Consider the following 21,156-nt stretch of genomic DNA (forward strand, 5'->3'; position numbering starts at 1 on the left):
ACAAGATTCAGGTTCTGGTTCACTACTTTGTTAAATATCGCTGAACATTCATAAATTGAGGAATGGTGTAATTTTCATCAGTGAGATAATCCATCATAATTTTGGCACAATATGGTGCATAAACTACTCCTTTTGAGCCCATTCCATTCATAATCATCATATTCTTGTTTTTTGTATGCGATCCCAATACCGGGATTCGGTCTTTTACGGCCGGACGCATGCCAGCTTTGTGGTCTGTTATGGTATAAGGAATTGATATTAGCTGCTCCAATTTAGTTGTTAACAGTGGCAAATTCTTCTTCTCCGGCAAACCATTGGTTTGATTATGAAGATAACTGGCACCTACTTTAAAACGTTTTTTTCCTGATGGAAGAAGAAAAACTTTATCTCTGATAATGTATTCAATATCATTTAACTCAGTTTCAATTTTTATGATTTCACCCTTATTGGGGTGAAATCCGGCATTTTTAAACCAGGGATTTTTAATGACTGCTGCTCCCTCGCAAAAAATGATGTTTTTTGCACTTATCTGATTCCCGATTTCAAAACGTTCGTTTTGATATTCCATGGATGAATAATCCAAATCCTCAATAATCATTAACTTCTTTTGATGCAATATTTTGGATATGCCATCTATCAATTGAGGAATATCGACGTATCCCGATTCAAGGATAAAACCGACTGCGGAGAATGGCTTAATACCTGAAATTTGCATTTGAGGCAAAATCTTGCCGATGTATTTTCCCGGTGGACTTTGTTGTTTACTTTGCCAGTCTGACAACTCTTCATCATTGAGCATTTTCACAGATTTCATGGGATGCAGTATTCTTTTGCCAATTGTTTTTTCGATGGCGCTATAGGTTTTGTGCATCTCAGGCCAAAGTTTATCGGTCATTCGCGCAACTCTTAAACTATTAAACATTAAAGGATTATAAAGTCCGGCCGCTACCATGGAGGATTTTGGTAAAGAAGGTGAATCCATAACATGGAAATCCATCTGATGTTCCAGCATCTGCCAGGCCAAAACTGAGCCTGCTAACCCCTGTCCTATTAAAAGGTATTTGGTGTTGATCATTCTATTGATTCATTATTTATTGCCAAGAAAATATGGGTTTCTACCCATATATTGAAAACTGTTTTTCAGTTGTCTGACTGCATATTTTCAATCTATCCTGCTTCGATGATAAGCTTGTTTACTTCTCTTTTCATAACCAAATCGGACAAACACATCCTAAATTACATTATCTTTGCAAAAAAATCAATCAAAAAAATGCAGTTACATAATAAACTCAGCAAACCAGAACTGATTGCACGACTCAATGCAGAGACATTTAAAAGGAAAACAGTCTCCTTTTATCGTTATGTAAACATCCATAACCCTGAAGAGTTCAGAGACAAACTCTATCTGGACTGGAGTAGCCTGAATTGTTTGGGTCGGATTTATGTTGCCCATGAAGGCATCAACGCGCAAATGAGCATTCCGGAACAAAATGTTTCAGCATTTTGTGATTTGCTTGACAATTCAAAAGAATTACAAAATATGCCTCTTAAATGGGCCATTGAGGATGATGGTCATTCCTTCTATAAATTAGTCATTCGGGTACGACCCAAAATTGTTGCGGATGGTCTGAGCGAGGATGTTTTTGATACCACCAACGTAGGAAATCACCTCACTCCCATTGAATTTCATGAGCTGGCTCAAAACCCGGATGTTTTCGTTGTGGACATGCGAAACAGTTACGAAAGCGAGGTTGGCCATTTTAAAAATGCCATTTGTCCAAATGTCAGCACCTTCCGTGAAGAGGTTGAAGCGGTGGTGGACATGCTGGCAGATAAAAAAGATGAGAAAATTCTACTCTATTGCACCGGTGGTGTAAGATGCGAGAAAGCCAGTGCCTGGCTAAAGCATCATGGATTCAAGGATGTGAATCAACTTCACGGTGGAATAATAGCCTATTTTCGCGAAATTCATCAGGCAGGCGAAAAATCTGCATTCATTGGCAAAAACTTTGTTTTTGACAACAGGTTGGGTGAAAGAATTACCCCAGATGTGCTTGCCAATTGCCATCAATGTGGCAAACCATGCGATAATCACACCAATTGCGCCTATCAGCCTTGTCATGATTTAATTATACAATGTGATGAATGCAAAGCGAAATATAACGGTTGTTGCAGCGACATCTGCCACGAGCATCAGCAAAAAGGAACATCGCACCACCGGTTTCATGAGCTGGTAGGGAAAGTTAATAAGCGTAAAGCAGTTAATAGATGAGTATGAATTTTTGGAAGGAAGCTAAATCACCCTTGTTTATGCTGGCACCCATGGAAGATGTTACAGAAACATCATTTCGTGAGGTGGTAATGCGGAATAGTAGCCCGGATAATCTGAATATTGTTTTCACGGAGTTTACTTCCACCGACGGTCTTTGTCACCCTAAAGGGCGTGACAAAGTATCAGAACGTCTTGTTGTTTCGTCAAGTGAGGCGGCTGTTTTGAAAAGAAAAGGCATTAAGATTGTTGCTCAGATTTGGGGAAATTCACCAGAAAAATTCTACAATGCCACTAAACATATCGATGAGCAATATCATTTCGACGGGATTGATATCAACATGGGATGTCCTGTTAAGAATGTAGTTCGCAAAGGATGCTGTTCAGCTTTGATCGGAAACCCGACACTGGCCGGTGAAATCATACAAGCTACCAAAGAAGCTACCAACTTGCCTGTCAGCGTGAAAACCAGAACCGGAGTTAAAACTGTGGTTACCGAAGAGTGGATAGGGTTTATGCTGGAGCAGCAACCCGATGCAATTATTTTGCATGGCCGAACACAGAAACAGATGTCCGATGGTACAGCCAGTTGGGATGAGATTAAAAAAGCTGCTCAACTTCGCAGTCAGATGGCTTCATCGGTTAAAATCATTGGAAATGGTGATATCACATCCATGCACGAGGCAAAGGAAAAGGTGTTAAATTATGGAATTGATGGTGCGATGATTGGTCGTGGTATTTTTGCAAACCCTTGGCTCTTTTCAAACGGGGAAAAGCCAACTGTAACCGAGCGCCTGAAAACTCTCGAAGACCATTTGCTATTGTTTCGACACAATTGGGAGGGAAAGAAAAACTACCAGATTCTGAAACGTTTTTTTAAAATATATCTTTCCGAATTCCGAGGTGCTGCTGAATTGAGAGCACGTTCAATGGAAACAAACGGATATGATCAGATGTTGGAATTGATCAAAACCGCAAAGGCGGGTTTTGATCAATATGAAACTGTTCAGACTCCTCCATCTCATCTTCATCCTCCTCATCCTCAAATGGAGGTGGAGGCTTCTGAGGTCCCTCTTTACGGTAAACAACTGCAGCCGTAATTCCGGCCATAAATCCCCATAAATGACCTTCCCACGAATGTGGCATCTGCTCGGCCAACGGAAACATTCCCCAAACCAAACTCCCGTAGAGGAAAACGACAAACAGTGTGACTGACATAAGAGGTATATGCCTGCGAATAACGCCGCTGATGAACAAAAAAGACATCAGACCATATACCACTCCGCTGGCACCTATATGCCAGGCTTCACGCCCTCCAAACCAGAGCCAGGCTCCGGCCAAAATATAAATGGTAACAAAAACTTTGTAAGCTACTCCCCTGTAGAAATAAAAAAGAGTAACGCCTAATATGAAAAAAGAGACCGAATTGTTGTACAGATGCTGCCATCCCGAATGTATCAAAGGAGATGTGATAATACCTGTCAACCCTTTTATATTTAAAGGATAAACTCCCAGAAAATGGAGATCCATATTTTCGAGCCAAGTCACCAAATGAATCGAAAACATCAATAAGATCATACATACAGGTAGAATTAAACTATGTATGAAACGGCGTTTCTCTGGTTTTTGATGATTTCCAACAATTTTGAACATCTGAAGCGTATCAGTTTGTATCTTTTTTGGCTATTTCTCTAAGTAATTTGGTAAAACCTTCAATGTCCTCGTCAGTGGTGTCAAAGGCTGTCATCCAACGTACCTCCGAACGATTTTCGTCCCAGGTATAAAAGAAATATTGCTCCTTCAACGTTTCAATCCATTGCTTTGGTATGATAGCAAAAACACCATTGGCCTCGACTTTTTGCGTAATGCTGACGCCTGGAACTTTTGATGCTTCTTTAGCCAGTTTCTGCGCCATTTTGTTGGCATGCAATGCATTTAGTCTCCACAGTTCGTTTGTAAAAAATGCGTTAAACTGGGCTGAGATGAACCGCATTTTACTATGTAACTGCGCCGATTGTTTGCGAATAAATTTTAGTCCGTTTGAAAGGTCTTTATTAAATACTACCACGGCTTCGCCGAACATCATTCCGTTTTTGGTTCCCCCAAGTGATAAAACGTCAACCCCTGCATTTGCAGAAGTTTCGGCCATTGAGCAATTCAATGCCGCTGCCGCATTAGATAACCTGGCACCATCCATATGAACCAGTAAACCTCTATCGTGAGCCCAACTGCAAAGGGCTTTTAACTCAAGCAAAGAATAGAGAGTTCCCATTTCGGTACTTTGCGTTATGGAAATGACTTTTGGTTGCACATGATGCTCCACTCCTCCTCCAGTCAGATATGGTTCAATCAATTCCGGGGTAAGTTTTCCATCAGGCGACCAGATATCGATCAGTTTGCAACCGGTCTGCTTTTCCGGAGCGCCGCACTCATCCACATTAATATGTGCCGTGTGGGCACATATGACTGCTTCATATGGTCGTGCCATGGCCTGAAGAGCTATGATATTGGCTCCTGTGCCATTATAAACAAAAAAAGTTTCGGTTTCCTCCCCAAACTCCTTTTTAAAAAGATTTAAGCAGTCTTGGGTGTAAACATCTCCTCCATAACCAACAGTATGTCCGTTGTTTACATCGTTAAGCGCTTGCATAATCAGTGGGTGTACCCCGGCATTGTTATCACTTGCAAATCCCCGTTTGTTCATCTTTTTTTATTTCAAATGTAATCAATTTTAAGTGAAAATAGCTTCATCTTATTTAGGCAGGGAGGAAAAACAGGACGATAAGAATGCATAAAAGCACACAAATTTTTTAAAAAATTTGTGTGCTTTCCGGTCAATTAATCTTCTCTAAACTCTGATCCGGTCAATTTACAAAATCATTTAAGCATGAAACACCAGCATTGGGGTATTGGTATGAAACAGCATCTTCTTGCCTATGGATGGATTAACCAATCTGGCCACAAGGTTTCTTCTTCTTGTTGTCAAACTGATGATGTCAATTTTGTTTTTCCTGATGTACCACTCCAACCCCACCCAAAAATCTTCGTTTTCAATCAAATCGCATTCAACTTTGATGTTAGGTAGTTTCTCTTCCACGTGCTTTTTAAGTCCGTCCAATTTGAGTTTGTCCCATTTGCTCTCTGAATGTGGGCCAACGTGAACAAAGAAAACTTTTACATCAAGGGGTTTTACAATTCGTTCAAGTTTATCCAATGCCTTAAAATCCGACTCTTCGAAATTGGTGGCATAAAGTACGTTTTTAATATTATCGATGCCTTGATAGTTAAAATCCTCGGGAACGGCTAATACAGGCACTTTGGCCAGTTCCATAACCTCAGCAGTAACACTTCCAATTAAATCATTGGCTTTTCGGTTGCGTCCTCTTGTGCCCATTATAATGACAGTTGGCTGATATTCTTCACTGAAATGGAGGATCTCCTCTTCGGCAACTCCGCGAAGCAGTTTGTGCTTTATGCCAATTTTCGACTGGTATTGATCCTTATTCTTCTCCTTAAATTTTTTAAGAAAAATCTTCATGTCAGCATCGGCTTTCTCCTCCATGTCTACCATCATTTCATCCAAACTGGTATCATAAACATAGGCTTCAGAAAAGGGAAGTGTGTTTATAACCGGGTTAAAATAGACATGGAGAACAGTAATTTCTGCATTCAGGCGTGATGCCCAATCAAGAGCCATATCAGAGGCTTTTTCAGAATAGTCACTGAAGTCAACCGGCAACAGAATGCGTGGCTTGGGTGGGCGCCCGGATTTTTTCTCCGTGAATTTCATGATGCCCGGCTCCTCAATGCTTTCCATTATTTTCATAGCCTTTTCAAGGTCAGACTCTCTGATCCTGATTTTAACACTGGCATTTACAGCTCCCTCAATCAAGTTGGCATTTTGAAGAAAACATTCAATACCTTCTGAGTCAAGAATATTTTGTAATACCTGTGCATGTTGAAAATTGTGTGTGGCTAAAGTGATTATCTTTTCTTCCATGATAAATGGGGTTTTAGTTCACTATTATTCTCTTAATTTAACAAAACCACATGAAAAAAACAAGTAAATATTTTTACTTTTAACCAATAAGATCGGAAATAGAAACTGGAAAAGCAGAATAGCAGAAACTCTGATTTACCAAAAAAGCCGGAGAATTCCGGCTTTTTTGGTAAGATTGGTCAGGGTTAAAAGTGAAAGATATAAAGTGGGGTTTGCGGGTGTCAATTTGATATTGTAAAATAAGCGCTAAGTGTTGAATTATCCTAGGTTTTATTTTCTATTGCGTGCATTTTAACGCATGTAGCATAGGTGAAGTGTTTTAATTACAATTACTTAAATATTGGAGATTTAACGCATGATGTTTATTGATAAAACATGTGAAATCATAAAAATCTCACTACGTCTTGAGAGTTAAATCTACTTTTTGCAGATGTTTTAAAGCAGCATCAATACTTTTTCTATCTCCGGATATTGATTGGAATACTCGCTGAGTTTCTTCCTCAGATTGGATTTGCGTACCCTCAAATTGCCCTGTGTGATTCCGATGAGTGTTGCAACCTGTTTCGAGGACATTTCGCAATAAAATAGAAATAAAATGATCTTTTCTCCGGTTGTCAGAGAAATATCTTTTGGTATATCAAAATATGAATAGAAAAGGTCTTCGTGTATGATCTCATTCAGAATAGCATTAAACTCATTTTTCATGGTTTGAAGTTCCATCTGAATGGCTTGATGCATGTCAGAATTATCTTTAATAAAGCGGTATGAAAGTTGTTCAAGCCGTTCCTGAGTCGCGACGTGTCTCAACGTAAGCTGATGATAAAGAGCCAGCAGATGCTCCTTCTGAGCCTTTTCCTTACTTATTTGTATAGTCCATGACTCCGCAACCTGACGCATTAAAATCTCTTTTTCCAGACTGGAGTTTTTTTGTTTCAGCTTCAGCCGAAATAAAAATATGATAAAAACCAGCAATAGAACAGCAAAAATGATTGTAATGAATATCTGATGAATCTGTTGTTTTCTCTGGACTTCAGCAACTTCAAGAATGGTTTGAATACATTGAGGCTGGTTCTCTTCAGCAGCCAATGGACAATTCTCAATGGCAAATTGCAGAGCTTCCAGCTCCTCCTTTTGAAAATGAGCAAAACTGATCACTGTCTCATTGGATTCAAAATTGCTCCCGGACAAATCTGAAAAAGAGAAAAATGTAACGAGAGTACTATAAAATATAAGGCATTTATATTCCTGAAGTTTATGAATCCCCTTTCTTATCTTTTTTTCAGAAAAAAGGGCGTCATTCAAAATTCTCATTACTAATAGACAGATCTTCATTTTTGAATCTTCATCAAAATTTGCAAAGTTACAATTTTGACCGGGCACATTTCCAGAGGAGGAATTCTTTATTGGTTACAATCTCAGATGTAATATATTATATCTCAGGTTGTGTTAGGCCAAAATCATGAAATTATAAATGAAGTCAGGGTAAAGTTCTTAATATGAGTGGTTTTATTTAAGATTCAGAATGTAAAAATAAAAAGTTTTTTCTACCTTATCAAAAAAAAATAATTTAATCAATTATCCAACTGCATCGATGCGTGATACCGACAAAACACCTTTAACCTCTTTTACTTTTTTAATTAACGTATTTAATATTTGATTATTATTTACGAACACAGAAACAGTGCCCTCAAATAATCCTTCTTTGGAGTCGACTGAAATTGATCGGGTTTTTAGTTTCAACTCCTTGGAAATGATTTGGGAAATGTTACTGACGATTCCAATATCGTCCTCCCCCAGAACTTTTATGGCAGCCAGATAACTGCCTCCTGCTTCACCAGTCCAACGAGCCTGAATGATACGGTAACTGAATTTAGTGTGCATTTCGTTTGCATTGGGACAATTATTTCTATGGATGCGGATTCCACCCGAAACAGAAACAAACCCAAAAATTTCATCTCCAAAAATGGGATTACAACATTTTGCCAGTTTAAAATCAACGTTGGTGAGGTTTTTGTCAATTAATAGAACATCATCGCCTTGCAGTTGACCGTCATCCTGAGGTGGAGCAACAAAGTTCTCAGCACTTCGCCCTGATTGACGGGATTCAGCATGATCCCGTTCATGATCTTTACGATCCTGCTGTTGAATAAACTCTTTTATTGCTACTACGTCCAGTTTTTCCAAGGCAATATCTCGAAAGAAATCATTTACACTTTTAAATTTAAAGTGTTTAACCATCACTCCTGTTAACTGGTCGCTGAGATCTATTTTCCAATTCTTTAAGCGTCTTACAAGGAGTTCTCTTCCAAGCTCTGATTCCTTATACTGAATATCGCGCAGCGCTTGTTTTAGCTTGGTTTTTGCCTTAGAGGTTACAACTATTTGTAACCAATCCTGTTTCGGTTCCTGATTGGAAGTGGTTTGTATATCTACCTGGTCACCATTTTGAAGAACATGTCGAATGCTCACGTTTTTATCGTTTACGCGAGCTCCTGCACATTTTTTCCCGACTTCGGAATGAATGTCAAATGCGAAATCCAACACAGTAGCTCCCTTGGGAAGCCTCCTCAGGTCGCCTTTGGGAGTAAAAACAAATACCTCCTCGTCATATAGGTTTAGCTTAAAGTCGTCAATGAAATCAACGGCATTAAGTTCTGGGTTTTCAAGTATATCACGAATGTTAGCCAGCCACATATCCAATCCCTGATCACCTTTCACTCCTTTGTATTTCCAGTGGGCAGCCAATCCTCTTTCGGCTACTTCGTCCATCCGTTTGGATCGGATTTGCACCTCCACCCATTTATTTCCGGGTCCTAATACGGTTGTATGAAGCGATTCATAACCGTTACTTTTGGGAATGGATAACCAGTCGCGCATGCGACTGGGATTGGGCTGATATTTATCGGCCACAACTGAATAAACTTTCCAGCAATCTGCTTTTTCGTGTTTTTGAGGACTGTCCAGTATAACACGGATCGCAAAAAGGTCATAAACCTGTTCAAATTCAACCTTTTGCTTCTGCATTTTGTTGAAAATGGAGTGAATGGTCTTGGTTCTACCCTTAATGTCAAACTTTAAATTATATTGCTCAAGTTCCTCTTTAATAGGGTCTATAAACTCCTTAATATATTTCTCCCGAGCGCGTTTGGTTTCATTCAGTTTTTTGGCAATAAATTTATACATATCGCGGTTTGTATATTTCATAACGAGGTCTTCCATCTCCGATTTGATGGTGTACAAACCTAAACGATGCGCCATTGGAGCATATAAATACGATATTTCAGAAGCGATCTTCAACTGTAACTCCCTATCGTATAAATCCAGAGTACGGATGGTCTGAAGTCTTTCAGCTATAATGATCAGTATTACCCGTACATCCTGAGCAAATGTGAGCAACAGTTTTCTGAAATTTTCGGATTGAATGGATACATTCCTTTGATAAAGATCGAATACCTTCACTAGTCCATCCATGATATTAGCAACCTGTGAACCAAATTGCTTTTGAATCTGATCAATGGATTGATCAGATTTCCGAACGGTATCATAGAGTAAGGCACATATAAGTGAGGTTCTGCCAAGACCAATTTCTTCCAGCGCAATGGTGGCCACTTCAAGGGAATGAACAATCGAGAGTTTACCTGATAACCGACGATCAAAACCAGCCTGTTCGAGCGACAGCTCAATTGCTTTTCTAATTTGTTTGATATCATCCCAGTTAAGAACATTACGAGAGGCTCTGAGTAACTTTTGATACGCCTGAATAATCTCTTTCCGATCTTCGGTTGATATGTTGGCTAGTCTTGTTTCCATCTTTTCTCCGGTTTAATGTCTATCTCTGACAACATGCGGTGCATGTTGGGTTGAAATTTGAAGGGTTTCTTTGTGTAAAGATAAAACAATCCGTTTAATGAATGATATGGAGTTTTTATTCCCCGAGGAATCGTAATTATGCGTTGAAATACAGTCATTTAATTTGTTTTATCAATTTTGTTGGATACCTAATGATATTGTTTTTAAAATATTATTATTTAGTTATATATAGCTTTTTTACTAAATTATAACTTTAATATTAAAATATGAAGAGCCAGAATCTGCCACAAACAGATGTTTAAATCTTTTAAGTTTTTTTACAACATCTTTTTTTGATTACTGATTGCTGGGAACAGATGGATAATTATCGATTTTTATTAACAAAGGTTAGACAGCGGCATTCCAATGGCTTCTTCAATAAATTTAATGATGGTAAAAAGAACATTATTGAGGTCAGTTGGTTTATTTATTAACCATGATTCATGAATTGCATATTTGACTTTTTGATAATTAAGTCCTATATTTATTATTACTGAAAAAGTTAGATAACACGCCGATCTTAAACGGTTATTTAATTTTAATGCAGCAACTTCGAATCAGGGCATGTTTAAATGTTCTGTTGACTGAATCAATAGTTCACATGTCCCGAATTTCACAGGGTAAAAAAGTTGGTTAAAAGTAAGTTGTCGTTTGTATAGCGTAATTCTTAAATAGATAAAAATAAAATTTTTTCAATGGTTTAACGAACTATTGATATTTACAATTAAAAATAGGGTAATAGATCCCAGTTTTATAGAATATTGAAAATCAATATATTGTTTAACCTAAAAAACATGTATTATGAGAAGTGCAGGATCATTTATAGGAGGTTTACTGGCTGGCGCAGCTTTAGGCGCAACCATTGCATTGTTATATGCACCTCAGTCGGGTGAAGATACCCGCAAGCAAATCAAGAAGAAAGTTGATGAATTGGAAGATGAGTTGGATGTTCTTAGAGGAAAACTTAAAACCAAAGGAGGTGAATTAAAGGAGGATATCAAACAAAGAATCCATGAAGTTGAAGGAAGAATTGAGAAAATGGTGAATGAATATAAAAAGCCTCAGGAAGCAAAAGCTAAATAGGTATTAAGAACCAATGCTTTTTGCAAAGCATTGCCACATTTTATCGCAATTAATCATTTTTTCAAGGATTTAAAAATCCTGCATCCGGCCATGCTCGCTTTACATCGGGTTCTGCCGGATGTTTTGTTTGAACTGTTTCCCAAATAAGATATAAGGAGAATATAACTACTACTGTAAAGAAATTTGATATATTTACATACAGTACTTACACAACCTCACTAAACCAAAATGTACTATGTTTAAAGAAGACTTTAAAGATCATTTGAATGATGTAAAAGATGAGTTTGAGAAATACGTCGATAAGCGCATAGACTTATTGAAATTGCACATTGTGGAAGAGTTGTCCAGGTTTACCGCAGGGTTTGCAGTAAAAATGGGCATTCTTTACCTGCTTTTTTTCGCTTTGATGTTTATTTCTATTGCAGGAGCCTATTTTTTGGGACATATATTAGAATCCGTAACCCTTGGATTTCTAATTATCGCGGGTTTCTATTTTTTATTAGCGTGGATGTTCTATCTGCTTCGCCGAAAAGTGGTTGAAAAACCAGTAATCAGATCATTTGTAAAGCTCTTTTTCCCAAAATTTGAGGATGATGATGAGTAGAATGTCGGCTTATAGGGTATGTCAATAAAGACATCAATTAAAATTGGATAACATTTAGAATATTAGATGTTTTTACAACTAATACTACTTAATTCAATCAATAACTTTGCGATATATTTTAATGTTTAAGTCAAAACAGTATAAAAATATTACAAAACGTATTTTCCCATGGCAAAACGAAAAATCAGTTATCATTACATCGAATCATTTCAGGAATTGGAAGAGGAGAAAACCCGACTGCTATATGAGGTTAGGCTGGCTCGCCGTAAACTGGATTTGTCTGTGATGGAGTTTAGTGCCGCTCTTAGTCCAATGCGTTTGCTATCCTCTGCCTTGGCAGAATGGATAAAACCACTTTCCGGTGCATTAAGGCAGTGGATAGAGAGTAAGATTACCGGGCAGTCGAGAAAATAGAACGCTAAATAAGAGATTGGTACTTGATTTGTTTCATAAAATTGTATTTTTGTTACTCTACAAATTACCCTTAAATTTATGGAACATCCAGGTATTCAGGAAAAAATTAAGCAGCTGCGCGATGAGTTGCACCACCATAATTTCCTCTATTATATAAAAAACAGTCCGGAAATTTCTGACAAGGAATTTGACCGGAAACTTGCGGAGCTGGCAGATCTTGAAAAACAACATCCCGAATTTCAGGATCCCAACAGCCCAACAATGAGGGTTGGAAGTGATTTAAGCCAGGATTTTAATACCGTTAAGCACAAGTACCCCATGCTTTCGTTGGGTAATACCTATTCAGAAGGTGAGTTACGCGATTTTATCAACAGGGTTGAGAAACTTGCCGGTGGATCGGTTGTTTTCGTTTGTGAACTGAAGTATGATGGCACGGCCATATCACTTTCATACGAAAATGGGCGTCTGGTGTCCGGCATAACCCGGGGAGACGGAATTGAGGGTGATGATGTAACGTCCAACATCAAGACCATAAAAAGCATACCATTGCAGCTAAAGGGCGACTTTCCCCCATCGTTCGACATCAGAGGCGAGATTTTTATATCGCGAAAAAGTTTTGAGAAACTCAATGAAGAAAGGAAAAATGAAAATCTTCAGCTATTCGCCAATCCCCGAAACGCGGCAGCCGGCTCCCTGAAACTACAAAACAGTTCTCTGGTGGCTAAGCGGCCTCTGGAGTGCTATCTATATCACATGCTGGGCGAAAATCTTCCCGGCGACAGCCATTTCGAAAATCTGAAGAAGGCCGAAACATGGGGTTTAAGAGTATCTCCCCACATGGAACTTTGCCGAAGTGTTGACGAAGTGATTGCCTTTGTCCACCATTGGGATAATGCCCGCATGGATTTGCCGTTTGAAATAGATGGCATCGTTATAAAAACTGATTCCATCTCTTTGAGGGAAAAATTAGGCTTCACCGCCAAATCTCCCCGATGGGCCATTTCATATAAATTTCAGGCCGAATCGGCATATACCCGATTGATTTCTGTGGATTTTCAGGTGGGGCGCACAGGAGCCGTTACGCCAGTTGCCAATCTGGAACCGGTTCCGCTGGCAGGTACAACAGTAAAAAGGGCTTCACTTCATAATTCAGATATCATTGCAAAACTGGATTTGCATTTGAATGATTTGGTGGCGGTGGAGAAAGGTGGAGAAATCATCCCTAAAATTACAGCCGTTGATGTGGCTCAACGTCCACCCGGGGTACCAAAAGTGGAGTTTATCAAAAATTGTCCCGAGTGTGGCACCCTATTAATTAAAAACGAAGGTGAAGCGGCGCATTATTGTCCCAACGATAGCGGTTGCTCCCCTCAGATTGTGGGGAAAATGATCCATTTCGTTAGTCGTAAAGCCTTGGATATTGATTGTTTGGGGGAAGAGACCATCGAACTTTTCTACAAAAAGGGACTGATTAAAGATATTTCTGATTTATATACCATTCCGGAAAGAAAAAGTGAATTTTTAAATCTGAAAGATTTAAAAACAACTGACGAAGCAGGCAATCCTTTTCCATCGCACATTCCGATGGAAAAGATTCTTTTTTCGCTCAAAGGTGCACCATCTCTGTCGGTTTGTAAAAAAATAGCAGATATCTTACTGCAGATCGATTCACAATCAATTCCTGAAGAGATTCAAAATCGATTACCGTCAGAGGATAAAAACCTGAAATTTTTATCCATAGGAGAAAATATCAGGTTTATTAAGCGGTTAAACCTGCAAAACCACGTGGTGGGTTTTGCAGAATTACTTAAAGCCCTGAATATTCCGGGGCTAGATGTTGCAGATTTGGAGCAGGTTGCTGATTCATTCCGATATTTCTATTTCTTACAAAATGCATTTTCACAAGAGATTGAAGAGAAAGCCGGTTTAGATTTTATCAAAGCTAATGCACTTGTAAATGGCATCAAAAGCACTCTCTCAAAACCTGATCGTACCAACCATCTGTCGTTGGTCAGCATCCAGCAAAAAACCTTTGATCGCATAACCGCCTCGCTGAAAGAATCAAAGAGACAGCCTTTTGAGCGTGTTTTGTTTGCTCTGGGCATTCGCTATGTCGGTGAAACAGTAGCTAAAAATCTCGCGAGGGCTTTTCGATCGGTGGATGCACTCAGCAGTGCCGGTTTGGACCAACTTTTGGAGGTTAAAGACATTGGGGCATCCATTGCCGGAAGTGTAATCGCGTATTTTTCTGATACAGAAAACCGACAACTGGTTGAACGCTTGAGATCCTGTGGATTGCAAATGGAAGTTTCGGAGGATGAGACAGAGGTTGTTGGTGGCGGACTAAACGGAGAGGTTTTTGTGATCACAGGAAGTTTTGCCACCCCTCAAAGGCGAAAGGAGTTGAAGGCACTGGTTGAAAAACATGGAGGAAAATCAACCGATTCGGTATCAAAAAACACCAGTTTTTTGCTGGCTGGAGAAAATGCGGGGCCAGAGAAATTGAAAAAAGCTGAAAATCTGGGTGTAAAACTCATTGATGAGTCAGAATTTTTAAAAATGATCAGCGAGCAGGATTAATATTCATAATTATTTCGGCTTTTATCCATTTACTTTTTACTTTTATGCACATATTCTAAACACAAACAAAACTGTGCAATATATAAATCATTAAAATGAAGTTATTTCGAAAAACACGAACCCGAGTTGGGGCATGGATTTTAAACAGGCAGGCAAAATCGGTCAAGCGAATTGTTAATGTAATAAGTCTTAAACAGGCCAAAAACATTGCCATTGTTTTCGATGCCGGCGATAAGGGAATTGTGGATGAAGTGAACCGTTTTATTAAATCCAGAACTGAGTTTGGCACCAATTTTACCCTTTTGGGCTATATTCCTGAACATGTAACAGAGCATAATTATATAAGTGACAAAAAGAAGACTTTCTTCACCGTTAAGGATCTTGGTTTTTTCATGTACCCACAAAGTGAATCAGTTTCGGCATTTATAGAATCTACCCCCGATTTGCTGGTGGTAATTTCCAGATATTACTATTTCCCCCTTCATTGGGTGGTAAAATTGTCTAAGGCGCGATTTAAAGCAGGAGCATCCAAACCATTTGGCGACGATCTGGATTTTATGATAGAGCTGAATGAGCAAAATGATATCTATCTAACTGATCAATTGGCTCACTATCTGGGAAGTATAAATGAAAATAAGATGGCATAAAAATTGATGATGGAAATTAACTTTAATAATAAAAATTATGAGATACATATCACTTACCCTTATTGTTGCCCTTGCCGGATTATTTATGCTTCAGGGCTGTACTTCGCGACGCGTTGAGCGTGTTGGATTAGATGAAACCATTGATCTCAGTGGACGTTGGAACGATACCGACTCGCGGTTGACTGCACAGGCCATGGTTGATCAGATTCTAGGTGGTCATTGGATAGATCATCATACCCGCAACACCGATGAAAGACCCGTAGTAATTGTGGGACTTGTTTATAATAAATCCCATGAGCACATCAGTGCAGAAACATTTATACGCGACGTTGAAAGATCATTTATAAACAGTGGCAGAGTGCGTTTGGTGCAAGCCGGTGATAAACGAGAAGAACTACGTCGGGAACGTGCAGCGCAGCAAGAATTTGCCTCGGTAGAAACCGCCAAAAGATGGGGTCAGGAATTGGGCGCAGATTATATGCTCAATGGCGATATAAACTCAATAGTTGATACTTATCGTCGCGAAAGAGTGATTTACTATCGCGTGAATTTGGAGCTAACTCACCTTGAAACCAGCGAAATCGTTTGGATTGGTGATAAACAAATACGTAAATACGTCAGAAACTAAAGTTTTTGACCAACTATTATGGAATGATTACCGTGCGGAATATTTTCCGCACGGCATTTAAACTTTTCAGAATTCAGAACAAAGTCCTCAACTCTGCAATTAAATATAACTCAATTACAATGAAGTATCTGCTGATGGTAAATATGTTGTTGATCCTGACAGGATGTGCTACATTTTACCAGCGTACGGCTGAGGTTCAAACACAAATTGCTTCCGGGGATTTTGAGCAGGCCAACCGTTCCCTGGAGCGTAACAGGCGATGGGCAGAAAGTAATAATCACAGGGTTCTGTTTTACATGAACCGCGGATTGGTTCTTTTCATGATGGGTGAACATGAAGAGAGTAACCGCTATTTTGACAAAGCGGATTTTTATATTGAGGATTACAGAAAGAACTTAGCCACCGAGGCATTGGTTCTTGTTTCCAACCCCATGGCTCGCCCCTATCCTCCTGAGGATTTTGAATCCATCATGATTCACTACTACAAAGCACTGAATTTTATTGCGCTAAACAACTATGAAGGAGCATTGGTTGAAGCGCGACGCGTAAACATCAGACTTCAGGAAATTAACGATCAATACCGGAATCATAAGAACCGTTATGCACGTGATGCTTTTGCTCACAATTTGATGGGACTGATTTACCAGGCCAGCGGTGATTACAACAATGCATTCATCGCCTATCGAAATGCATTGGAGATTTATGAAACCGATTACACCGAACTTTTTCATCTTGGCCCACCATTGCAATTAAAGAAAGATCTACTTTATTCGGCAAGTCGAATTGGTTTTAGAAACGAAGTACGTTATTATGAAGAAAAGTTTGGCATTAAAACACCGGAACCAACCAGGGAAAACGGTGATTTGGTTTATATATGGATGAATGGGTTGGGGCCTGTAAAATCTGAATGGAGCTTGAATCTTACCAACATGGGAACCCGAAACGGAATGATGATTTTTGGAAGCGATGAACTCGGAGTGACTTTTCCAATTTATCTGGGCAATCAATCTTCACAGCAAAGGGCTTCTTTGAGCAATTTATCAATCATTCGCGTGGCATTTCCAAAATATGTAGAGCGCCCTCCACTCTATCATGAAGCATCATTATTGTTCCAGGGAGAAAGACACCGACTTGAAATGGCACAAAACATTAACCGCATTGCATTTCAATCTTTACAGGATCGAATGTTGCGCGAAGTCGGAAACAACATTATGCGACTGGCTGCCAAGCAGATCATGGAAAGAACAGCTCGTAATGAAAATAGAAACCTTGGAGCTTTGGTCAGCATCATAAACGCCATAACTGAGCGTGCCGATACCCGAAATTGGCAATCACTACCCTATTCCCTATCCTATACCCGTGTTTCGTTGCCGGCAGGCGAAAATGAGTTAGTACTGGAGCAACACAGAGTTGGTGGCGGGGTTTCTTCAGAGAATGTTTCAGTGAACATACAACCCGGCGATACGAGTTTCAGGGTTTTTCATCAACTAGGGACACGCCCATAAGTTGCTCAAACCGGCTTGATAACTCCATATATTTACTCTCTCTGATTGACAATACCATTTCGCACCTGAGATTAAAATCCTGATGAACAATTGCAGGCTCCATCTCTTTGATGACTCTCATGGCATCGTTCATATTTTCATAAGCAAAATGTATGGTAAGCTGTTTGTCAATAGTTCGTTCAACTATAATACCATTGGAAATTGCATCAGCAGCTGACTCTTTGTAGGCCTGTATCAGACCGCTGGTACCAAGTTTTGTTCCGCCAAAATAGCGTACCACAACAATTAAAACATTGGTGATTTCATAGGATTTAATCTGGCCGTGTATAGGTTTTCCTGCAGTTCCCGATGGCTCACCATCATCGTTTACACGAAAGTGCATACCATCGTTTCCCAATTGCCAGGCATAGCAATGATGACGTGCATCATAATACCTGGCTTTTACCTGGTCAATGAGTTCCTTGATTTCAATTTCAGTCTCTACAGGCCAGGCAAAGGCCAAAAATTTACTCCCTTTCTCTTTGTATAAACCTTCAGCCGGCTCTGCCAGTGTTTTATAGGTATCTGATAATTCCATAAACATTCAAATATCAGAGCAAAATAACATCAAATGATGCGATTTGCATAATATATCCGTCTGTTTATTTCTCTAGAACATTGTTGAATTCTAGTTCGGGATACTTCGATAAGGCAAATTGAAGAAAATGGTCGCGCTTTGCTTCATCTGCCAGAGTAATTTGAGGATAGAAGTAGTGTCCTTTGATGGTCATGCCGCAAAAACCAAACACCTCTTCCCCCTGACTTTTTTTGAATGCGGTAATCAAATCCTTCTCTTCATACTCTTCCACCGTGTTTCCCATGGTGGTATGAATCACCACTTTCTTGTCAGTCAACAAGCCTGTTGCACCGTTGGCACCATAGTTAAAGGCAAATCCGTTGGTCAGTACCCTGTCGATGTAACCTTTAAGAATTCCCGGAAAAGAAGCCCACCAAAGTGGATAAATCACAGATATTAAATCGGCTTCTTTTATATACTCCTGTTCTGTTTTAATATCATCTGGTGTTACTCCCTGTTTTAATTGCCCCAGGTCGTCGGGGGACAAAACCGCTGGGAATTTTACGTCATAAAGATCACGTATAATGACTTTCCAGCCCTCTTCACGGTATTTATTGGCAAGTTCATTGGCCAAATATATGCTGAAACTGTTTTTGGACGGATGTGATACTATGATTAAGTGTGTCATTTTTTAATATGATTAAGTTGATAATACTCTTTTAACCTTACCAAGCTTAATTTGTTCGAATGCGTGAAGTTAATAAAGCCAAAAACTCCTGTTTCCGAATGGAAAACAGGAGTTTTTGGCTTTATGCAAACATTATAAAATACTACTGCATTTGACCAAGTCTTTCATCAATTTGTTGTCTTACAACGGGGTCGCTCTGGTAAGCAGCCATAATTCCCTGGTAAAGATCCAAATCCATACCTTCTTCCTGAATGGCCTCCATTACATCACTTTGAATCTCCATCTGAATTTGCTGAAGAGACTGCGAAATGGTTTGAAACTTGGTGATTTCAGCTTCGTCAACACCTTGCACATCTCCAGTGGTTTGAAGTTGTGTTGCTATGGCATTGAACGTTTCCAGATCCATACCCTCTTCTTCAATTTTGTCAATCATTTTTTCCTCAGCAGCTTCCTGAATGGGAATTACCTTTACCACTGTGTTTACAAACTGGTCAATTTGATCTTCTGAAAAAGATGCCTGTTCTTGTGGCATTTGCATATCAAACTGTTGCGCATTTGTTGTCATGGCAACAAATGCAAACATAAACGCACTTGCTAAAACTTTCTGAATCTGATTTCTAGTAAAACTCATAAACCTCTATTTTGATTAAATCCTGAAGAATAGTTTGAAAGCATCGGTATTCTTCAATATGGATAAATAATTTAATTAATGATTGATGCTTTCATTCAAAATTTATTGAAATTCAATTAATTAATCATTTAAAACAAAATTGGTTATTCTGATATAGAATTCAAAAGATTATTACAAAGTATATATGAGTTTAACAGATATTAACAAATACTATCTCACCGGAGTTAACTCCATTGTTTCCTGGAAAAAGATAAGCACATCATACCTGTATGCAGGTAGTGACGGTACATAGTTTCCCTGTTCGGAACGGGGATTATAGGTCACACCAATGGCTCGGTGTCCTAGAGGATCGGCAAGTAAAGGGTGTCTGCGATCCTCCTCACTAAACACTAAAAAGAATTGATCCATTGGAACCTGTCCCAGATAATAATCGAGGCTGCCGCTTTGGGCATCGGGAACATCCATTATTTGCATACGAGACCCCCATTGATTTCCGGCGTTTACCTTTCCGATGCGTGTCCCAAAACCAACAATGAGGACATTCTCCTCTCCCAGGTTGTTTCTGCTTAAGTTACCAATGTTGTACTGATTGTTTAACCCCATGGTTGTTGCCCTCGAATCACCTACATGGGTGTTATGTGCCCAGACAATTCCTCTGGAATCATCTCCATATTTCGTTAACAATCTTTGAACGGTATCCCACATGTGGTTTACCCTACTGTTCCATGAGTCCACGTTGCTCTGAACCGCCAACCTGTAAAAACTCTCTGCATTTTGCATGACCAGTGCATTTTGTTTTGCTCTGAACCATTTTATTTCATCAATTTTATCGGTTGGTTGGGAGTGCTCATTAATGATATTCACAACTCTTTGAAGATCAGTCTCACAGGATCTGTTCCCACTTGCAACAGATCTGGCATATTGCCATTCGTCTTCACTAAATGAAGCAAAACAGTTCAGTAATCGCTCAATTTCATTGTGTTGATCAGGCATAAACTCATTTGTGAAACTTAAGAGATCATCCATGGCTTCCCATTGTCCATATACATCTTTACCGTAAAACCCCACTTTTTCACTTTGGGGAAGATTTTTATTGTACTCTCTGAGCCAATCAGCAAGAATAAGAATATCGGTATTAGCCCACATCCACTCCGGCCACCTGTTAAACGAGAGCAATACCTCGCGTGCAGAGTTTAGTGCTCCGCTTTTACCCTTAACATATTTATTCAACCGGTATATGGATGCCCAATCGCCTTCAACAGCTATGAAATTGTAACCTTTCTCGGTAATCAGTCTTTTTGATATTTCAGCGCGCCAATGATAATATTCGTGGGTTCCGTGAGATGCTTCTCCAAGTAGTATTAGCTTTCGGTCAGCGGCCATATTTATAACAGGATCCAGATCTGTGGCTGAGGCAAACTTATTGGCACGTGAGCCAAAAAAACTTACCAAATCGTTGTCCGGTTCACTTTGTTGTGCGGGTTGACCCTGGCAATGAATAAAAGTAATTGATAATAGAATAAGTAATTTAAATCTCATAATAGCATATATTTATTATTGAATCTCTAATATACGAAAAAAGGACATGGGGTCAAACTCATTAATATACAGTGACATTTTGTATAAAATAATAGTCAAAAAGTGTAAATACAAAGAAAAATTAAGTATTTATATTTGATGTTAACATTATTTAATGATTTCT

18 protein-coding genes and 1 pseudogene are annotated in these 21,156 nt (G+C 39.1%); 9 read left to right on the forward strand and 10 right to left on the reverse strand.

Going from position 1 to position 21,156, the window contains the following annotated elements; genetic code table 11:
- Window positions 1–22: 22 nt before the first annotated feature.
- Window positions 23–1,075, reverse strand: a complete 1,053-nt coding sequence (locus B5X70_RS05335; protein ID WP_079556851.1) for an NAD(P)/FAD-dependent oxidoreductase — start codon at window positions 1,073–1,075, stop codon at window positions 23–25.
- A gap of 195 nt (window positions 1,076–1,270) precedes the next feature.
- Here B5X70_RS05335 and trhO point away from each other — a divergent pair, with 195 nt between their 5' ends.
- The gene (gene trhO, locus B5X70_RS05340; protein ID WP_079556911.1) at window positions 1,271–2,272 is read left to right on the forward strand and encodes an oxygen-dependent tRNA uridine(34) hydroxylase TrhO; all 1,002 of its coding nucleotides are present in this window, start codon (window positions 1,271–1,273) and stop codon (window positions 2,270–2,272) included.
- A 50-nt stretch (window positions 2,273–2,322) separates the two neighbouring features.
- Window positions 2,323–3,225: pseudogene (locus B5X70_RS05345) on the forward strand (tRNA dihydrouridine synthase); the annotation flags it as partial.
- A gap of 10 nt (window positions 3,226–3,235) precedes the next feature.
- Here the strand turns inward: B5X70_RS05345 and B5X70_RS18280 are convergent.
- The 5 genes from B5X70_RS18280 to B5X70_RS05370 form a co-directional block, all read right to left on the reverse strand.
- A complete protein-coding gene (locus tag B5X70_RS18280; protein WP_088328800.1) occupies window positions 3,236–3,922 on the reverse strand; it encodes a rhomboid family intramembrane serine protease in 687 nt (228 codons plus the stop codon).
- A 10-nt stretch (window positions 3,923–3,932) separates the two neighbouring features.
- Window positions 3,933–4,973 (reverse strand): threonine aldolase family protein, encoded by a 1,041-nt coding sequence (locus tag B5X70_RS05355; RefSeq protein ID WP_079556853.1) that lies wholly within the window; start codon window positions 4,971–4,973, stop codon window positions 3,933–3,935.
- 177 nt (window positions 4,974–5,150) lie between these two features.
- Window positions 5,151–6,269, reverse strand: coding sequence for a universal stress protein (locus tag B5X70_RS05360; protein ID WP_232468336.1), 1,119 nt, complete (start codon window positions 6,267–6,269; stop codon window positions 5,151–5,153).
- Window positions 6,270–6,704: 435 nt separating this feature from the next.
- Window positions 6,705–7,601 (reverse strand): sigma-70 RNA polymerase sigma factor region 4 domain-containing protein, encoded by an 897-nt coding sequence (locus tag B5X70_RS05365; RefSeq protein ID WP_143255029.1) that lies wholly within the window; start codon window positions 7,599–7,601, stop codon window positions 6,705–6,707.
- Between the two features lie 243 nt (window positions 7,602–7,844).
- A complete protein-coding gene (locus B5X70_RS05370) occupies window positions 7,845–10,079 on the reverse strand; it encodes a RelA/SpoT family protein (protein ID WP_079556856.1) in 2,235 nt (744 codons plus the stop codon).
- An 840-nt stretch (window positions 10,080–10,919) separates the two neighbouring features.
- On the opposite strand from B5X70_RS05370, the gene B5X70_RS05375 reads away from it, so the two are divergent.
- The 7 genes from B5X70_RS05375 (at window position 10,920) to B5X70_RS05405 (ending at window position 17,579) form a co-directional block, all read left to right on the forward strand.
- Entirely contained in the window at window positions 10,920–11,201 is a 282-nt protein-coding gene (locus B5X70_RS05375; RefSeq protein WP_079556857.1) for a YtxH domain-containing protein, read from the forward strand.
- 235 nt (window positions 11,202–11,436) lie between these two features.
- Window positions 11,437–11,805 (forward strand): phage holin family protein, encoded by a 369-nt coding sequence (locus tag B5X70_RS05380; RefSeq protein WP_079556858.1) that lies wholly within the window; start codon window positions 11,437–11,439, stop codon window positions 11,803–11,805.
- Window positions 11,806–11,973: 168 nt separating this feature from the next.
- Complete coding sequence (locus B5X70_RS05385) at window positions 11,974–12,219, forward strand: hypothetical protein (protein WP_079556859.1); 246 nt, start codon at window positions 11,974–11,976, stop codon at window positions 12,217–12,219.
- A 78-nt stretch (window positions 12,220–12,297) separates the two neighbouring features.
- Window positions 12,298–14,799: an NAD-dependent DNA ligase LigA gene (gene ligA / locus B5X70_RS05390; protein WP_079556860.1), complete on the forward strand. Its 2,502-nt coding sequence runs from the start codon at window positions 12,298–12,300 to the stop codon at window positions 14,797–14,799.
- Window positions 14,800–14,894: 95 nt separating this feature from the next.
- Window positions 14,895–15,446 (forward strand): DUF6913 domain-containing protein, encoded by a 552-nt coding sequence (locus B5X70_RS05395; RefSeq protein WP_079556861.1) that lies wholly within the window; start codon window positions 14,895–14,897, stop codon window positions 15,444–15,446.
- Window positions 15,447–15,483: 37 nt separating this feature from the next.
- Complete coding sequence (locus B5X70_RS05400) at window positions 15,484–16,074, forward strand: penicillin-binding protein activator LpoB (protein WP_079556862.1); 591 nt, start codon at window positions 15,484–15,486, stop codon at window positions 16,072–16,074.
- A gap of 5 nt (window positions 16,075–16,079) precedes the next feature.
- On the forward strand, window positions 16,080–17,579 hold the full coding sequence (locus tag B5X70_RS05405; RefSeq protein WP_234995074.1) for a COG3014 family protein: 1,500 nt from the start codon (window positions 16,080–16,082) through the stop codon (window positions 17,577–17,579).
- On the opposite strand, the gene B5X70_RS05410 is transcribed toward B5X70_RS05405, so the two are convergent.
- From B5X70_RS05410 to B5X70_RS05425, 4 genes are all read right to left on the reverse strand, one after another.
- On the reverse strand, window positions 17,545–18,156 hold the full coding sequence (locus tag B5X70_RS05410) for an IMPACT family protein (RefSeq protein ID WP_079556863.1): 612 nt from the start codon (window positions 18,154–18,156) through the stop codon (window positions 17,545–17,547). The two genes, B5X70_RS05405 and B5X70_RS05410, sit on opposite strands and share 35 nt — an antisense overlap.
- Before the next feature lie 64 nt (window positions 18,157–18,220).
- Entirely contained in the window at window positions 18,221–18,823 is a 603-nt protein-coding gene (locus B5X70_RS05415; protein WP_079556864.1) for an NAD(P)H-dependent oxidoreductase, read from the reverse strand.
- A gap of 142 nt (window positions 18,824–18,965) precedes the next feature.
- On the reverse strand, window positions 18,966–19,454 hold the full coding sequence (locus tag B5X70_RS05420; RefSeq protein WP_079556865.1) for a DUF4168 domain-containing protein: 489 nt from the start codon (window positions 19,452–19,454) through the stop codon (window positions 18,966–18,968).
- 210 nt (window positions 19,455–19,664) lie between these two features.
- Window positions 19,665–20,993 carry an erythromycin esterase family protein gene (locus B5X70_RS05425; RefSeq protein WP_079556866.1) on the reverse strand — a complete coding sequence of 443 codons (1,329 nt, stop codon included), beginning with the start codon at window positions 20,991–20,993 and terminating at the stop codon, window positions 19,665–19,667.
- Window positions 20,994–21,156: the final 163 nt, after the last annotated feature.

Origin of the sequence: Alkalitalea saponilacus (assembly GCF_900168165.1) — a bacterium.
Taxonomy (GTDB): domain Bacteria; phylum Bacteroidota; class Bacteroidia; order Bacteroidales; family Marinilabiliaceae; genus Natronoflexus; species Natronoflexus saponilacus.

Excerpts from the sequence above, each read along its gene's own strand:
- B5X70_RS05335 (WP_079556851.1), bottom strand. The coding sequence starts at position 1,075 with ATGATCAACACCAAATACCTTTTAATAGGACAGGGGTTAGCAGGCTCA.
- trhO (WP_079556911.1), top strand. The coding sequence starts at position 1,271 with ATGCAGTTACATAATAAACTCAGCAAACCAGAACTGATTGCACGACTC.
- B5X70_RS18280 (WP_088328800.1), bottom strand. The coding sequence starts at position 3,922 with ATGTTCAAAATTGTTGGAAATCATCAAAAACCAGAGAAACGCCGTTTC.
- B5X70_RS05355 (WP_079556853.1), bottom strand. The coding sequence starts at position 4,973 with ATGAACAAACGGGGATTTGCAAGTGATAACAATGCCGGGGTACACCCA.
- B5X70_RS05360 (WP_232468336.1), bottom strand. The coding sequence starts at position 6,269 with ATGGAAGAAAAGATAATCACTTTAGCCACACACAATTTTCAACATGCA.
- B5X70_RS05365 (WP_143255029.1), bottom strand. The coding sequence starts at position 7,601 with ATGAAGATCTGTCTATTAGTAATGAGAATTTTGAATGACGCCCTTTTT.
- B5X70_RS05370 (WP_079556856.1), bottom strand. The coding sequence starts at position 10,079 with ATGGAAACAAGACTAGCCAACATATCAACCGAAGATCGGAAAGAGATT.
- B5X70_RS05375 (WP_079556857.1), top strand. The coding sequence starts at position 10,920 with ATGAGAAGTGCAGGATCATTTATAGGAGGTTTACTGGCTGGCGCAGCT.
- B5X70_RS05380 (WP_079556858.1), top strand. The coding sequence starts at position 11,437 with ATGTTTAAAGAAGACTTTAAAGATCATTTGAATGATGTAAAAGATGAG.
- B5X70_RS05385 (WP_079556859.1), top strand. The coding sequence starts at position 11,974 with ATGGCAAAACGAAAAATCAGTTATCATTACATCGAATCATTTCAGGAA.
- ligA (WP_079556860.1), top strand. The coding sequence starts at position 12,298 with ATGGAACATCCAGGTATTCAGGAAAAAATTAAGCAGCTGCGCGATGAG.
- B5X70_RS05395 (WP_079556861.1), top strand. The coding sequence starts at position 14,895 with ATGAAGTTATTTCGAAAAACACGAACCCGAGTTGGGGCATGGATTTTA.
- B5X70_RS05400 (WP_079556862.1), top strand. The coding sequence starts at position 15,484 with ATGAGATACATATCACTTACCCTTATTGTTGCCCTTGCCGGATTATTT.
- B5X70_RS05410 (WP_079556863.1), bottom strand. The coding sequence starts at position 18,156 with ATGGAATTATCAGATACCTATAAAACACTGGCAGAGCCGGCTGAAGGT.
- B5X70_RS05415 (WP_079556864.1), bottom strand. The coding sequence starts at position 18,823 with ATGACACACTTAATCATAGTATCACATCCGTCCAAAAACAGTTTCAGC.
- B5X70_RS05420 (WP_079556865.1), bottom strand. The coding sequence starts at position 19,454 with ATGAGTTTTACTAGAAATCAGATTCAGAAAGTTTTAGCAAGTGCGTTT.
- B5X70_RS05425 (WP_079556866.1), bottom strand. The coding sequence starts at position 20,993 with ATGAGATTTAAATTACTTATTCTATTATCAATTACTTTTATTCATTGC.